Source organism: Plantibacter sp. VKM Ac-2876 (assembly GCF_015350715.1).
Classification (GTDB): Bacteria; Actinomycetota; Actinomycetes; order Actinomycetales; family Microbacteriaceae; genus Plantibacter; species Plantibacter auratus.
In genome coordinates this window covers 1,012,006-1,026,421 of sequence record NZ_JADKSI010000002.1, presented here as the reverse complement: position 1 = coordinate 1,026,421, position 14,416 = coordinate 1,012,006, and the positions used below count along the sequence as shown (strand labels likewise).

General features: G+C 67.8%; 16 protein-coding genes. 7 read left to right on the top strand and 9 right to left on the bottom strand.

Annotated features, from left to right (window positions below; genetic code table 11):
- Nucleotides 1-3 precede the first annotated feature (3 nt).
- A complete protein-coding gene (locus tag ITJ62_RS11225; protein ID WP_085510407.1) occupies nt 4-1,281 on the bottom strand; it encodes a DUF445 domain-containing protein in 1,278 nt (425 codons plus the stop codon).
- A gap of 83 nt (nt 1,282-1,364) precedes the next feature.
- Here ITJ62_RS11225 and ITJ62_RS11220 point away from each other — a divergent pair, with 83 nt between their 5' ends.
- Complete coding sequence (locus ITJ62_RS11220) at nt 1,365-1,643, top strand: metal-sensitive transcriptional regulator (protein ID WP_064296530.1); 279 nt, start codon at nt 1,365-1,367, stop codon at nt 1,641-1,643.
- Between the two features lie 9 nt (nt 1,644-1,652).
- Here the strand turns inward: ITJ62_RS11220 and ITJ62_RS11215 are convergent, their stop codons facing one another.
- The 4 genes from ITJ62_RS11215 to ITJ62_RS11200 all read right to left on the bottom strand — a co-directional run bounded on the left by ITJ62_RS11215 (nt 1,653) and on the right by ITJ62_RS11200 (nt 5,616).
- Entirely contained in the window at nt 1,653-2,843 is a 1,191-nt protein-coding gene (locus tag ITJ62_RS11215) for an acyl-CoA dehydrogenase family protein (RefSeq protein WP_194601997.1), read from the bottom strand.
- Nucleotides 2,840-3,754 (bottom strand): DUF4349 domain-containing protein, encoded by a 915-nt coding sequence (locus tag ITJ62_RS11210; protein ID WP_194601994.1) that lies wholly within the window; start codon nt 3,752-3,754, stop codon nt 2,840-2,842. The genes ITJ62_RS11215 and ITJ62_RS11210 overlap by 4 nt, the downstream gene beginning before the upstream one ends.
- A gap of 139 nt (nt 3,755-3,893) precedes the next feature.
- Nucleotides 3,894-4,742 carry an alpha/beta fold hydrolase gene (locus ITJ62_RS11205; RefSeq protein WP_194601991.1) on the bottom strand — a complete coding sequence of 283 codons (849 nt, stop codon included), beginning with the start codon at nt 4,740-4,742 and terminating at the stop codon, nt 3,894-3,896.
- Nucleotides 4,743-4,764: 22 nt separating this feature from the next.
- Nucleotides 4,765-5,616, bottom strand: a complete 852-nt coding sequence (locus ITJ62_RS11200) for an aldo/keto reductase (protein WP_194601988.1) — start codon at nt 5,614-5,616, stop codon at nt 4,765-4,767.
- A gap of 48 nt (nt 5,617-5,664) precedes the next feature.
- Between ITJ62_RS11200 and ITJ62_RS11195 the strand changes: the two genes are divergently transcribed.
- Complete coding sequence (locus ITJ62_RS11195) at nt 5,665-6,231, top strand: NADPH-dependent FMN reductase (protein ID WP_194601986.1); 567 nt, start codon at nt 5,665-5,667, stop codon at nt 6,229-6,231.
- 11 nt (nt 6,232-6,242) lie between these two features.
- Here the strand turns inward: ITJ62_RS11195 and ITJ62_RS11190 are convergent, their stop codons facing one another.
- A complete protein-coding gene (locus tag ITJ62_RS11190; protein ID WP_086474343.1) occupies nt 6,243-7,451 on the bottom strand; it encodes an MFS transporter in 1,209 nt (402 codons plus the stop codon).
- Between the two features lie 353 nt (nt 7,452-7,804).
- Between ITJ62_RS11190 and nrdH the strand changes: the two genes are divergently transcribed.
- The 4 genes from nrdH (at nt 7,805) to nrdF (ending at nt 11,811) form a co-directional block, all read left to right on the top strand.
- Entirely contained in the window at nt 7,805-8,038 is a 234-nt protein-coding gene (gene nrdH, locus ITJ62_RS11185; RefSeq protein ID WP_056007615.1) for a glutaredoxin-like protein NrdH, read from the top strand.
- Nucleotides 8,039-8,122: 84 nt separating this feature from the next.
- Nucleotides 8,123-8,536: a class Ib ribonucleoside-diphosphate reductase assembly flavoprotein NrdI gene (gene nrdI / locus ITJ62_RS11180; RefSeq protein WP_064296523.1), complete on the top strand. Its 414-nt coding sequence runs from the start codon at nt 8,123-8,125 to the stop codon at nt 8,534-8,536.
- A 23-nt stretch (nt 8,537-8,559) separates the two neighbouring features.
- Complete coding sequence (gene nrdE / locus ITJ62_RS11175; RefSeq protein WP_079706251.1) at nt 8,560-10,665, top strand: class 1b ribonucleoside-diphosphate reductase subunit alpha; 2,106 nt, start codon at nt 8,560-8,562, stop codon at nt 10,663-10,665.
- A gap of 171 nt (nt 10,666-10,836) precedes the next feature.
- Complete coding sequence (gene nrdF / locus ITJ62_RS11170) at nt 10,837-11,811, top strand: class 1b ribonucleoside-diphosphate reductase subunit beta (RefSeq protein WP_056007612.1); 975 nt, start codon at nt 10,837-10,839, stop codon at nt 11,809-11,811.
- An 85-nt stretch (nt 11,812-11,896) separates the two neighbouring features.
- Here nrdF and ITJ62_RS11165 read toward each other — a convergent pair whose 3' ends face one another.
- From ITJ62_RS11165 to ITJ62_RS11155, 3 genes are all read right to left on the bottom strand, one after another.
- Entirely contained in the window at nt 11,897-12,115 is a 219-nt protein-coding gene (locus tag ITJ62_RS11165) for a hypothetical protein (RefSeq protein ID WP_194601982.1), read from the bottom strand.
- A 128-nt stretch (nt 12,116-12,243) separates the two neighbouring features.
- Nucleotides 12,244-12,624, bottom strand: coding sequence for a DoxX family membrane protein (locus ITJ62_RS11160; RefSeq protein WP_079705419.1), 381 nt, complete (start codon nt 12,622-12,624; stop codon nt 12,244-12,246).
- Between the two features lie 96 nt (nt 12,625-12,720).
- Nucleotides 12,721-13,344 (bottom strand): flavin reductase family protein, encoded by a 624-nt coding sequence (locus ITJ62_RS11155; RefSeq protein ID WP_228498404.1) that lies wholly within the window; start codon nt 13,342-13,344, stop codon nt 12,721-12,723.
- A 208-nt stretch (nt 13,345-13,552) separates the two neighbouring features.
- Between ITJ62_RS11155 and ITJ62_RS11150 the strand changes: the two genes are divergently transcribed.
- Complete coding sequence (locus ITJ62_RS11150) at nt 13,553-14,404, top strand: sulfurtransferase (protein WP_194601979.1); 852 nt, start codon at nt 13,553-13,555, stop codon at nt 14,402-14,404.
- The last annotated feature ends 12 nt before the right edge of the window (nt 14,405-14,416 follow it).

Sequence of the window (14,416 nt, the reverse complement as noted above, 5' to 3'; positions counted from 1 at the left end):
GCGTCAGAACGCGCGGAGGACCGCCTGCGCGACCGTGAAGATCGCGAGGCCGGCGAGCGCGCCGACGATGGTGCCGTTCAAGCGGATGAACTGCAGGTCGCGTCCCACGAGCAGCTCGATCTTCTGGGTCGTCTCCCGGGCGTCCCAACGCTCGACGGTCTCGGTGATGATGCTGGCGATGTCGTGCCGGTAGCGGGTGACGACGTAGGACAGGGCGTCCGCGACGCGGGTGTCGACGCGCGTGGAGAACGCCCGGTCGGTCGACAGTCGCCGGCCGAAGTCCGCGATGGTGCCGGCGATCCGCACGCGGAGGTCGCTGTCGGGAGCGTCGAGGGCTTCCAGGAACGCGCTCTTCGCGGCCGTCCAGGTCTTGCCGGCGACCTCCCGGACACGAGGACTGTCGATGACCTCGTGCTTGGCGTTCTCGAAGCGGGTGATGGTCGCGTCGTCGTGCTGCAGCTGCTCCGCGAGCTCGCCGAGGTAGCCGTCGAGGGCATGGCGGAGCTGGTGGTCGGGGTCCGCGCGGACGGCCTGGACGAAGGACACGGCCTCCCGGTAGAGCTTGTCGTCCACGAGCCGGTCGACGAAGGACGGCACCCAGGTCGGCAGACGGCTCGAGACCAGGCGTTCGAACGCCTTCGGGTTCGTGCTCAGCCACTCACCTGTGCGGTCGAGGAGGAGGTCGACCGCGTCGTGGTGCGCGCCGACGCCGACGATGTGCTCGACCCAACGGCCGATGTTCGGGGCCCACTGCGGGTCGATGAGGTGTTTGGACGCCAACGCCTCGATGACTTCGCGGACGTCGTCGTCGGACAGCGTCTCCAGGAGCCCCCGCACGGCGATGGACCCCTCGGCGGTGACCCGCTCGGCGTTCGCAGGCTCGGACAACCATCCGCCGAGCTTCTCCGAGACGGAGACGGACGCGAGCTTCTGCCGCACGACCTCCTCGGAGAGGAAGTTGGTCTCCACGAACTCGCCGAGGCTGACGCCGATCTCGTCCTTCCGCTTCGGAATGATCGCCGTGTGGGGGATCGGGATGCCGAGCGGGTGCCGGAAGAGGGCGGTGACGGCGAACCAGTCCGCGAGCGCCCCGACCATGCCGCCTTCCGCAGCGGCCCTGACGTACGCCAACCACGGGTAGCGTCCCTCGAGCGCGAACGCGACGGCGAAGATGACCGCCATGACGAGGAGCAGTCCGGTGGCGAGGCGCTTCATCGAGCGCAGGGCTCGCGCGCGGTCCGCGTCGGCGGCGGTGAGTTCGAGTGTGGGGGAGCTCGTCATCCGCCCATCCTAGGCTCGTCGACCGTGTCCTCCGGTCCGATGGAGGAGGAGGGCACCGTACCCCCTGGTGGTACCCTGAGCCGGTGATCGAAGACATCAAGAAGCGGGCCCTGCACCGGACGAAGATCCTCGAGGGCCAGATGCGTGGTCTCGAGAAGATGATCGAGAACGAGGACTACTGCATGGACATCATCACGCAGTCGCTCGCCATCCAGAAGTCGCTGGGATCCCTCAACAAGCTGCTCGTCGAGAACCACCTGCTGACCCACGTCACGCAGATGTTCGAGGAGGGTGGGGACAGCAAGGACGCCGCGGTCGGCGAACTCCTGCGGATCTTCGAGCTCAGCAACAACCGCGGCTGAGCAGAGCGGTCAGGCCGGCCCGAGCCAGGCGTTCGCGACCGTGGCGTGGGCGGACTCGTCGTCGGAGGGATGGAACATCCCGGCGAGGACGTCGCGGTACAGCCGGCCCAATTCGCTCGCGGCGAAGTAGCTGCCGCCGCCGGCGACCCGGATCGCCTGATCGACGACCTCGCGGGCGGTCTCCGTCGCGCGGACCTTGAGCCCGACGAGTTTCGGGAACCAGAGCGCGCCATGGTCGACCCCGTCGTCGAGGTCCCGGGCGATGCCGGCGAGCTGTGGCAGCATGCCGTCGTACGCGATGGCGGCCGCCGCGATCCGACGGCGGATGTCGGGGTCGGCCGCATAGCTCGCACCACCGGCCTTCTTCGACGTCTTCCGGTGGGCGGTCTCGACCGCCAGTCGGAGGGCGCGTTCGCCGATGCCCGTGTACACGGCGGCGATGAGGGTCTCGAAGCAGGCGAAGATCCCGAAGACGATGGGGTCCGGGTTGGGCCCCGGGTCGAGGCGTCGGACGATGTGCTCCGCCGTCGACTCGGCGCCCTGGAGCAGGGTCGTCCTGCTCTGGCTGGCGCGCATCCCGACGGTGTCCCAGTCGTCGAGGATCTCGAACCCGCCGCGCGAGCGCTCGATGAAGCCGTAGACCACCTTCGGACCGTCGGTCGAGGTCGTGTCGAGCCCGGTCGTCCCCAGCCAGGTCCACGCGGGTGAGAGCGAGGTGAAGATCTTCCGGCCGTGGAACCGATAGGAACCGTCGGGGCCCGGACGGGCTTCGGTGTCGGATCCGAAGAGCACGAGGTCGTTGCCCGCCTCGCTCACCCCGAACGCGTAGAGCTCGTCCCCAGCCGCTCCCTCGAGGACGAAGCGGAGCGAGTCGTCTCCTCGAGCGTGGAGCAGTCGGGCGACACCCGTCCACACGAGGTGCATGTTGATCGCGAGGGCGGTCGCCGGGGCGGCGGTGGCGAGCCGGGATTGGAGCAGCGTGACCTCGCTCATGCCGAGGCCGAGGCCGCCGAACTCCTCGGGGACGAACGCCCGGAGATAGCCGCACGCTCGCAGCTCGGCGAGGTCCTCGTCGAAGAAGGCGTTCTCGCGGTCCGCCACGGCGGCGCGTTCGCGGATGCGCTCGACGAGCCCGTCACTGAGGATCGAGGCGGGGTCGAACGATCGATCGGATGAGTGGTGCTGCGCTTGAGCGGTCACCGGTCCATTGTCGCATCGGGCCCGGCCGAGGTGGCAGGTGTCTGCGAGCGGCGAGCAGCGCGCCGACGGCCCGACCTGACGAGGAGGACCACGACCGCGGCGACGACCGCGAGGGGGAGCAGCCACGGCACCAGGACGCCGACCACGACGACGAGCCCCGAGGCGGCGGCGACGAGCGCGTTCCACCCGGCGACCACGCCGCCCCAGAAGTCGGTGGGCACACCCGGTGCGACCACGCCTGGGGCCACGAAGCTCACGAACACGGAGGAGAATTCGACCTGATCGGCGAGCGCGTCGCGCTGGGCGACGAGCCCGTCCAGTTCCGCCTGCCGCTGGGACAGGCTGGTCTCGGCGGCGAGGAGGTCGGCCGTCGTGGTCGAAGCCGCCATGAGTCCGAGCAGTCGGTCGACCGAGGCCTGGAGGGCGGTGACCCGCGCGTCGAGGTCGGCGGCCTGTGCCGTGACGTCCACCGCGGACACGGAGAGGTTGTTCACCGTGCCGAGCGCCTGCAGCCGCGCGAGCACGTCGTCGAAGTCGTCGGCGGGGATGCGGACCGTCAGGGTCGCCTGTGCGGCTTGGTCGGCGGTGCCCGGAGTCTCGTCGCGGCTGTCGACGCGCCCGCCCGCCTCGGTGACGATCCGAGTGGCGTCCGTCGCGGTGCTGATCGGGTCGTCGGCGGTGACGGTGAGCGAACCGGTCGTGACCACCTGCTGTTGCGTGAGGTCTGGCGAAGCGGCGCCGTCGACGCCGACCTGCGCGTCGCCGGAGACCTGGCCGGGGACGGGCATCGCAGCGCGGGAGTCGCTGCCGGCCTCGGTGCTCGACCCGGCCGAGCAGCCCGAGAGAACGAGCCCGACGAGGACGGCGGAGACGAACACGGTGGTGGTGCGGGTCACTGCTGAGCGCTTCATGGCATCACCCTAGGGAGCCGCTGCACCGCGGAGGTGCAGGGACCCTGGGAAGCGGGTCACGATCAGGTCTCGCGACGCGCATCACCCGAGGGAGCCGCTGCACCGCGGAGGTGCAGGGACACTGGGAAGCGGGTCGGGATCAGGTCTCGCGACGCGACCGCTGCTCGAGTTGCAGCTCGGCCCAATCGCCGATGGCCTTCGTGGTCTCCGCCGGGCGGTCCCGGTGCACGTTGTGACCGGCGCCCTGGACGATCGTCAGGCTGACCTGGCGGTTGGCGAGGACCTCGGCGGCGAGCGCGCCGCGGAAGAGGCTGTACACCTCCGGGTCGGAGGCGATCACGAAGGTCGGGTTGCGCAGAGCGGCCGCAGCGGGGCGGACGTCCCACGGATGGTTCTGCTCGCTCGTCTGCTCGATCGCCCACCGGCTCGCCTCGGACACCGCCTGGACCTTGATCTCCACGTCGAGCGGGTGCCACTCGGGGTTCTTCGCGCGGACGGATGCGATCGTGTTGTCCGCGAAGGCGGCCTCCTGGCTGGCCCGGATGATCTCGGCGTCGTGGTCGTCGAGCGCGATGGCCGGGTCGAGCAGCACGATCGCCGCCGCCCATCGCGGATCGGCTGCGGCGGCGACCGCGGTGGCGGCGCCTCCGAGCGAGTGTCCGACGACGAGGTCCCACGCGGCGTGCCCGACGCCGGGCACGGGGGTCGGCCTGGTGGCCAGCAGATCGGCGGCGTAGGCCTCGACCCGGTAGTCCAGCGCACGAGGGGCGACGCCGTGGCCGCGGAGGTCGACCGCCTCCACGAGCCAACCGCGATCGGCCAGGGCTGCGCAGATGCGCCAGGTGCTCGGACCGTTGCTGCCGAGTCCGTGGACCACGAGCGCCCGAGCCTGCGCGTCGTGGCGACCCCAGCGGTGACGCGGGAGCTCCACAGGCGTGATCGTGCGGGCGGCGAGGCTGGAAGCGGTGTCGACGACGGGCTCGGTCATGCGTTCAGCCTACGGTCTCGCGTCAGTCGAGCCGGTCCGGGTCGGTGCCGGTGCGCTCGCCGTTCTCGAGCGCCGAGACGGCGGCCAGGTCGTCTGCGTCGAGGGTGAAGTCGAACACCGCGAAGTTCTCGGCGATCCGCGCCGGTGTGGCCGACTTGGGGATGACGATGTTGCCGAGCTGCAGGTGCCAGCGCAGCACCACCTGCGCGACCGTACGCCCGTGCTTCCGGGCGATGGCCCCGAGATCGGAGGTGACGTCGGATCCGTCCGCGTCGGGCGTGAAGAAGCGGCCGCGGGCGAGTGGCGACCAGGCCTCCGTCGCGATGCCGTGTGCCGCGTTGACGGCGCGCAACTCCCGCTGGGGGAGGAACGGGTGGAGTTCGATCTGGTTGACGGCCGGGGTGACCTCCGCCGACTCCAGGAGTCGTTCGAGATGGCTGCGGTGGAAGTTGGAGACGCCGATGGAACGCGTACGTCCCTCGGCCCGCAACCGCTCGAGCGCGCGCCAGGTCTCGCGGTAGCGGTCCTGCCCCGGGGCCGGCCAGTGGATGAGGTACAGGTCGACGTGGTCGAGGCCGAGGAGGTCCAGGCTCGTGTCGAGCGCGCGCAGCGTCTCCTCGTACCCCTGATCGGTGTTCCAGACCTTCGTCGTGACGAAGAGCTCGTCGCGGGGGATGCCCGACTCGCGGATCGCGACGCCGGTGCCGCGCTCGTTGCCGTACAGCGAGGCGGTGTCGATGTGGCGGTACCCGACCTCCAGCGCCGTCCGCACGATCTCGGTGCTGGCGAGGTCCGGAACCTTGTAGACGCCGAAGCCGAGCTGGGGGATCGTGTGCCCGTCGTTGAGGAGGACGGTCGGGGTGCTGTCTGCCATGGCACCAGTATCCTCGACAGGGCCACCGTCATCGTCGAAAGGGAGCCCATGCCGCAACTCATGATCGTCACCGGGAGCGTCCGTCCCGAGCGGGTGGGCGGTGCCGTCGCCGACTGGGTCGCCGGCGTGGCAGAGACGGACGAGCGGTTCACCGTCGACGCGGTCGATCTCCGCGAGCTGGCGTTGCCGTTCATGGACGAACCCGCGCACCCGCGGAAGCGCGCCTACGTCCACCCGCACACGATCGCCTGGAGCGAGCGGGTCGACCGGACGGACGCCTTCGTGTTCGTGACGCCCGAGTACAACTACAGCTACGCACCCGCCCTCAAGAACGCGCTCGACTACCTCATGCACGAGTGGGCGAGGAAGCCGGTCGGGATCGTCAGCTACGGCGGGCTGTCGGGCGGAACCCGCGGCGTCGTCGCGCTTCGACCTGTCCTGCAGGCACTCGGTCTCGTCAGTACCGGTGCGAACGTGGAGATCCCGTACGTCTCACGGCAGATCGCCGACGGCGTGTTCACACCCAACGACCGCCAGACGACCATGTTGCCGATGCTGCTGGGCGAACTGGCCGCACTCGACGGGGCCCTCGCGCCGCTGCGCGCCGCCGACTGAAGCGGGGCGGCTCAGGACGGGTGGGTGTTGATCGGCTCGGTGTCGGGGATCGGGCTCGCATCGCGGCCGCGGAGGTCGGGGTGCCACCGGTGACCGATCCACGGGATCACGAAGCCGAAGAGGGCGAACACGCCGGCGACCCAGAACGCACCGACCGCTCCGGAACCGTCGATGAGGAAGCCGGCCGCCGCCGAGCCCATGGCAGCACCGATGAGCTGGCCGGTGCCGACCCAGCCGTAGGCCTCGGCCGTGTCGCTGAACTTCACGCTCGCCGAGACGATGGCGAAGAGCACGGCGAGGGCCGGCGCGATGCCGATGCCGGCGACGAAGAGGGTGACCGACAGCCACCAGGCGTTGAGGAAGAGGCTCGCGACGGCGAGTCCGGCGAAGACGATGAAGATGCGGCGCGCCAGCGCGTAGGGACCGATCGGGGTGTGTCCGAGGGCGAGGCCGCCGGCCAGCGAGCCGACCGAGAAGATCGCAAGGACGATACCGGCTTCGAGGCCGTCGTGCCCGAAGGTCGCGACGACGCCCGCCTCGACGGCCGAACAGGCGCCGATGAGGAGGAAGCCGACGACGGTGGCGAGGAGGACCGGCGGGCGCTTGAGCACCTGCCCGAGCTTGCGACGGCTCCTCGGGATGCGGACGCGCCCGACCTCCGGTGAGGAGATGAACCACAGGCAGCCGACGACCATGATCACCGCCGCCAGGGCGATGCCCCAGACCGTGCCGACCTGGGTGGACACGAAGGTGGTCACGACGGGCCCGAGCACCCAGATGATCTCCTGGGCCGAGGCGTCGAGGGAGAACAGCGGGGTGAGCTGCTGAGAGGTGACGAGCTTCGGGTAGATGGTGCGGACCGCGGGCTGGACGGGCGGCGTGCTCAGCCCGGCGACGAATCCGACCGCCATGTACGCGGGGACGGTCATGGTGACGAGGGCGATGGTCGTGACGGAGACGGCACAGACCGCGAGGGTGAGGAGGAGCACCTTGCGGATGCCCCAGACGCCCATCCACCGGCTCGTGAGGGGGCCGGCGATCGCCTGCCCGATGCTCGTCGCGGCGAGGACGAGCCCGGCGGCCCCGTAGGACCCGGTGACCTGCTCGATGTGGAGCAGGAAGGCCAACGAGAGCATCCCGAACGGGAAGCGTGCGGTGAGCTGCGCCGCGATGATCCGGGCGACGCCGGGGGTACGAAGAAGGTCACGGTAGCTGCTCACAAGGACACCAGTCTAGGGACCGGTTCCGACACGCGCGACACGCCCGCGACACGCCCAAACCGACAACGGATGTCGGAGGTGCGGAGGAGAATCCGACCTGTGGATAGATATCCCTCAGACGGGGGAGAAAAGGCCGTCAATCCGGGATTTTCGCGTCGCCCACGGGCGTTGTACCCAGTGGAGAACCGGTGGATAACTCGCCCGAAACGGTGGAGAACCCGGTGGAAAACTACAGGGCTGTAACTACTAGCCCTTGGGGTTGGCCTGAAGGTCGCCAACTATATGTAGTATTGGAACCCCGGCGCAGGACGCCGCGGGAATCACCAGATTTTGAGGGGAAGGCACGAAGAGCTATGGCAATCACGGTCTACACGAAGCCCAGTTGCGTGCAGTGCACCGCGACGTACCGCGCACTCGACAACAAGGGCATCGAGTACAACATCCTCGACCTCTCGGTCGACGAGAACGCACTCGAGCAGGTCAAGGCCCTCGGCTACCTGCAGGCACCGGTCGTCATCACCGAGGAAGACCACTGGTCGGGCTTCCGTCCCGACAAGATCGAAGAGCTCGCCGCACGTCTGGCTTGAGCCCACGGTCGCAGGCGTCATCATGAGCCGGCTCCAGCAGCACCGCACCATCCGACCGTCCGGACGTCGACGAGGAGGCCACCCGTGCAACCACGGCTGATCTACTTCTCCAGCATTTCCGGCAACACGCATCGCTTCATGCAGAAGCTCGACCTGCCCTCGTTGCAGATCCCGCTGTATGCGAAAGACGAAGCCGTGCACGCCACGGCACCCTACGTCCTCGTGACCCCCACCTACGGCGGGGGCAACGGCGACGGAGCGGTGCCCAAACAGGTGATCCGGTTCCTCAACGTGGAGGCCAACCGCTCCCTGATCCGCGGGGTCATCGCCGCCGGCAACACGAACTTCGGCGAGGCCTACGGGCTCGCCGGCGACGTGATCGCCAGCAAATGCAAGGTCCCGCACCTGTACCGCTTCGAACTCTTCGGAACCCAGGACGATGTCACCACCGTCCACAATGGATTGGAATCATTTTGGCAGCAGCGCCAGTTTCAGTGATCGACGCACCGTCGACGAGCCAGATGGACTACCACTCGCTCAACGCGATGCTCAACCTCTACGGCCCGAACGGCGAGATCCAGTTCGACAAGGACCGTGAGGCCGCGCGGGAGTACTTCCTCCAGCACGTCAACCAGAACACCGTCTTCTTCCACTCGCTGAAGGAACGGCTCGACTACCTCGTCGAGAAGGAGTACTACGAGCAGGCTGTGCTCGACAAGTACTCGTTCGACTTCATCCAGGAGCTCAACGACCTGGCCTACTCGAAGAAGTTCCGCTTCCAGACCTTCCTCGGCGCGTTCAAGTACTACACCTCGTACACGCTGAAGACCTTCGACGGCAAGCGCTACCTCGAGCGCTTCGAGGACCGCGTCGTCATGACCGCCCTCGGTCTCGCCGACGGCGACCAGCAGCTCGCGGTCGCGCTCGTCGAGGAGATCATCGCGGGTCGGTTCCAGCCGGCGACGCCCACCTTCCTCAACTCGGGCAAGGCCCAGCGAGGCGAGCTCGTCTCCTGCTTCCTCCTCCGCATCGAGGACAACATGGAGTCGATCGCCCGTGGCATCAACTCCGCGCTCCAGCTCTCGAAGCGTGGCGGTGGCGTGGCGCTCTCGCTGTCGAACATCCGTGAGTCCGGTGCGCCGATCAAGCAGATCGAGAACCAGTCGAGCGGCATCATCCCCGTGATGAAGCTCCTCGAGGACTCCTTCAGCTACGCGAACCAGCTCGGCGCACGTCAGGGCGCCGGTGCGGTGTACCTCAACGCACACCACCCCGACATCCTGCGCTTCCTCGACACCAAGCGTGAGAACGCCGACGAGAAGATCCGGATCAAGACGCTGTCCCTCGGCGTCGTCGTCCCCGACATCACCTTCGACCTGGCGAAGAAGGGCGAGGACATGTACCTGTTCTCCCCGTACGACGTCGAGCGCGTCTACGGTGTGCCCTTCGGCGACATCTCGGTGAGCGAGAAGTACCACGAGATGGTCGACGACTCCCGCATCAAGAAGACGAAGATCAACGCCCGCGAGTTCTTCCAGACCATCGCGGAGATCCAGTTCGAGTCCGGCTACCCGTACATCGTGTTCGAAGACACGGTGAACAAGGCGAACCCGATCAAGGGCCGCATCAACATGTCGAACCTCTGCTCGGAGATCCTCCAGGTCAACACGCCGACCACCTACAACGAGGACCTCTCGTACAAGGAGATCGGCAAGGACATCTCCTGCAACCTCGGCTCGCTGAACATCGCGCTCACGATGGACTCGCCCGACTTCGGTCGCACGGTCGAGACCGCCATCCGCGGCCTCACCTCCGTGTCCGACCAGAGCCACATCTCCTCGGTGCGTTCGATCGAGGACGGCAACGACAAGTCGCACGCCATCGGCCTCGGCCAGATGAACCTCCACGGCTACCTCGCCCGCGAGCGCGTGCACTACGGCAGCCCCGAGGGCATCGACTTCACGAACATCTACTTCTACACGGTGGTGTTCCACGCGCTGCGCGCCTCGAACCTCATCGCCAAGGAGCGCGGGGAGACCTTCGACGGTTTCGCCGACTCGCAGTACGCGTCGGGTGAGTTCTTCGACAAGTACATCGACCAGGTCTGGGAGCCTGAGACGGCTCGTGGCCGCGAGCTCTTCGAGCAGGCCGGCGTGCAGATCCCGACGCAGGCGGACTGGACGGCCCTCAAGGCGTCCATCCAGGAGTACGGCATCTACAACCAGAACCTCCAGGCCGTCCCGCCGACCGGTTCGATCTCCTACATCAACAACTCCACGTCGTCGATCCACCCGATCGCGTCGAAGATCGAGATCCGCAAGGAAGGCAAGCTCGGTCGCGTGTACTACCCGGCTCCGTTCATGACGAACGACAACCTGGAGTACTACGAGGACGCCTACGAGATCGGTGCCGAGAAGATCATCGACACGTACGCCGCGGCGACGCAGCACGTCGACCAGGGGCTGTCGCTGACGCTGTTCTTCAAGGACACCGCCACCACGCGCGACATCAACAAGGCGCAGATCTACGCGTGGAAGAAGGGCATCAAGACCATCTACTACATCCGACTCCGCCAGCTCGCGCTCGAGGGCACGGAAGTCGACGGCTGCGTCAGCTGCATGCTCTAAGGAGCTTCGCGCTTCGTCATCCGCACTTCGACAGGCTCAGTGACCGGTATTCCGGTCCCTGAGCCTGTCGGAGGCTCATTCGTATCACCGGTCCGTCGAGGGCCATCAGCATCACCGGTCCCTGAGCCTGTCGAAGGGCCAACCCCACTTCCCGATAGAGGACACCAATTCATGTCAGAGAAGCTCAAGCTGGTCGACCGCGTCCAGGCGATCAACTGGAACAAGATCGAGGACGAGAAGGACGTCGAGGTCTGGAACCGCCTCGTCAACAACTTCTGGCTGCCCGAGAAGATCCCGCTGTCGAACGACGTCCAGTCGTGGAACACCCTGACGCCGCAGGAGCAGCAGCTCACCATGCGCGTGTTCACGGGCCTCACGCTCCTCGACACGATCCAGGGCACCGTCGGCGCCGTCGCCCTCATCCCCGATGCGATCACCCCGCACGAGGAGGCCGTCTACACGAACATCGCGTTCATGGAGTCGGTGCACGCGAAGAGCTACTCCTCGATCTTCTCCACGCTCAGCAGCACGAAGGAGATCGACGAGGCGTTCCGCTGGTCGGTCGAGAACCCGAACCTGCAGAAGAAGGCGTCCATCGTCCTCGACCGCTACCACGGTGACGACCCGCTGAAGCGGAAGGCCGCCTCGACCCTCCTCGAGTCGTTCCTCTTCTACTCGGGCTTCTACCTCCCGATGCACTGGTCGAGCCGCGCGAAGCTCACCAACACCGCCGACATGATCCGCCTGATCATCCGCGATGAGGCCGTGCACGGGTACTACATCGGATACAAGTTCCAGAAGGGCCTCGAGAAGCTGACGCAGGCGGAGCGCGACGACGTCAAGGACTACACGTTCTCGCTGCTCTACGAGCTCTACGACAACGAGGTGCAGTACACGCAGGACCTCTACGACGAGGTCGGCCTGACCGAGGACGTCAAGAAGTTCCTGCACTACAACGCCAACAAGGCGCTCATGAACCTCGGCTACGAGGCCATGTTCCCGAAGACGGTCACGGACGTGAACCCGGCGATCCTCTCGGCGCTCTCGCCGAACGCTGACGAGAACCACGACTTCTTCTCGGGCTCGGGCTCCTCCTACGTGATCGGCAAGGCCGTGGTCACGGAAGACGAGGACTGGGACTTCTAGTCACCGCGCAACTGCGCTGAACGCACGAGGGCCGGATGGAATCCACGATTCCATCCGGCCCTCAGGCGTTCAGCGTGTAGCGGCGTCAGCCGCCGAGGCCGCCACCGAAGCCGGCCAGGAAGAAGTAGAAGAACGCGGTCGCGCCCTGGACGACGGGGAAGAAGAGCGCCGCGATCGCGGTGACCACGATCGTGAGGATGACGACGAGCGAGACGAGACTCACGACACCGTTGCGTCCGGCGCTCGGCGTCTCGACGGATTCGGCGACGAGCAGCTCGTCCATGGTCGCTTCGGTCGTCAGCATCGTTCTCCCTGTGGCTCTGGTGTCCTCGACCCTACCTGGCGATCCGCCGTGCGCCGCTGACTCGCCCGAGGATGTTCGAATCCGACGCGGAAACGCGCAGATTCGGGCGAGTCAGCGACGGCGGGTGCTCAGCGGCGGGTGGACCAGAGAGCCCAGGCGATGAGCACGGGCTGGAAGAAGAGGCGGGTGAACCGGCGGCTGTCGGTGTCGAGACCGAAGGCGTCGCGGCGGTTGAGCCACTGGGAGAGGTTACCCGGGAAGATCGCGGTGAAGAACGCCGCAGCGAGGTTGCCGACGGCCGTCCGCTTGACACCTGAGGCGAGCGCCGCACCCAGGGCGATCTCGACGACGCCCGAGGCGAGCACGGTGGTGTCCTCGTCGATCGGGACCCATTCCGGCACCTGCGCCTGGAAATCCTTCCGAGCGAAGGTCAGGTGGCTGATGCCGGCGAACACGAGTGCGCCTCCGAGCAGCAGACGTGCGGCGGTGCGGGCTTTCGATCCAGCCATGAGGGTCCTCTCGACGATGGTGATGTCACCACGCTATCCGGAGATCGGTGGACCGACGGCGGGTTGCGAGTGCACACATGTCCAGCAGCAGGCCGCTCAGCCGTCGATCTGCGAGTTCGCGTCGAGACGGTGCCAGGTGCGGTTGTGGTAGACGAGCGGTGCGCCGTCGAAGCTGGGGCTGAATGTCGGGGCGGCAGGAGCGGACGCCTCGGCGGCAGGCTCGGCCCGGACCGGCTCCTCGGCCGCTTGCGGCTGCGAGACGCTCGACTCCAGCGCGTGCACCGCGATGACCGTCGAGGTGCCCGCCTCCATGCGGTTGACGATGCGTCCGCGGATCCAGACGCCGTTGCCCGTGAAGTACGGCTCGCCCGTCGGCAGGCGGTCCCAGATGGAGGTGTCGGCGAAACGGTCGATCCCACTCGTCGCGCAGAGCTTCGCGATGTGCAGCTGCTCGGAACCCAGAAGGTGGACCACGACGGTGTCGGACGCGGTGATGGTCGGCGCGCTCGAGGACAGCGACGACACGGAGAAGACGAGGAGCGGCGGTTCCGCACTGACGGAGAAGACCGAGGTGGCGGTGAGTCCCACCGGCCCGCTGCCGTCGTCCGCGGTGATGACCGAGACGCCGGCCGGGTGCTGACGGAACGCCGACTTGAAGTCGTCGGGGGACAGGGAGGCGAAACCGGGGGCGACCTCGCCACCGTCGACGGGGGACGGCAAGGTGGTCACGGAGGCGGCTGCCGGGTGGACTGAGCTCACGGGGGATCCTTCGAACGGCTGTGGACGACTGCTGCAACGCCGATTCGGTGGACGCTGCACAGGCTACGTTTCGCTCATCCGGCCGGAGCTGCAACTCTGTTACCCGGTGTGACGGTGACCGACCGGTCGGGCGCAGGTCGCGTCGACCTCGCGTGCGTACGCTGGACGCATGCCCATCCTCATCGCCCCGGACGACCTCGCCGCTGTGATCGCCTCCGAGACGCCGGTGCGCGTCCTGGACGTGCGGTGGCGACTCGACGCACCGGACGGACGGCCCGCCTACCTCGAGGGGCACGTGCCCGGCGCCGTGTACGTCGACCTCGACCACGAGCTGGCCGACCACGTGCCGACCGGAGAACCGGCCGTCCGAGGCCGTCACCCCCTGCCCGATCGCGAGGCGCTCCAGGCGTCCGCGCGATCGTGGGGCGTCGACGACGGCGACGTCGTCGTGGTCTACGACGACCTCAAGAGCCTGTCGGCGGCACGAGCCTGGTGGGTGCTCCGGAACGCCGGCATCGCGGACGTCCGTATCCTCGACGGCGCGTTCCGGGCGTGGACGGACGCCGGACTGCCCGTGGAGCGCGGCGAGGTCGTCCCGGAACCCGGGACGGTCACGCTGACGACGGGTGTCCTGCCGAGCATCGACATCGACACCGCAGCGACGTGGGCGGGGGAGGGACGGGTGCTGCTCGATGCGCGCGCCGGCGAACGGTACCGGGGCGACGTCGAACCGATCGACCCTCGGGCCGGTCACATCCCCGGCGCGCTCAGCACGCCGACGACCGCCAACGTCGGCGCCGACGGCCGGTTCCTGTCGCCCGAGACCCTCCGCGAGCAGTTCCTCGCCGCGGGCGTGCCTGCGGACGCGACGGTCGCCACCTACTGCGGCAGCGGGGTGACCGCGGCGCACAACGCGGTCGCACTGACCTTGGCCGGCTTCGAACCGGTGCTGTACCCGGGGTCGTGGAGCGAGTGGGCGAACCACCCGGAGCGTCCGGTGGCGACGGGACCCGGGGCCTGACTCGCCGACTCC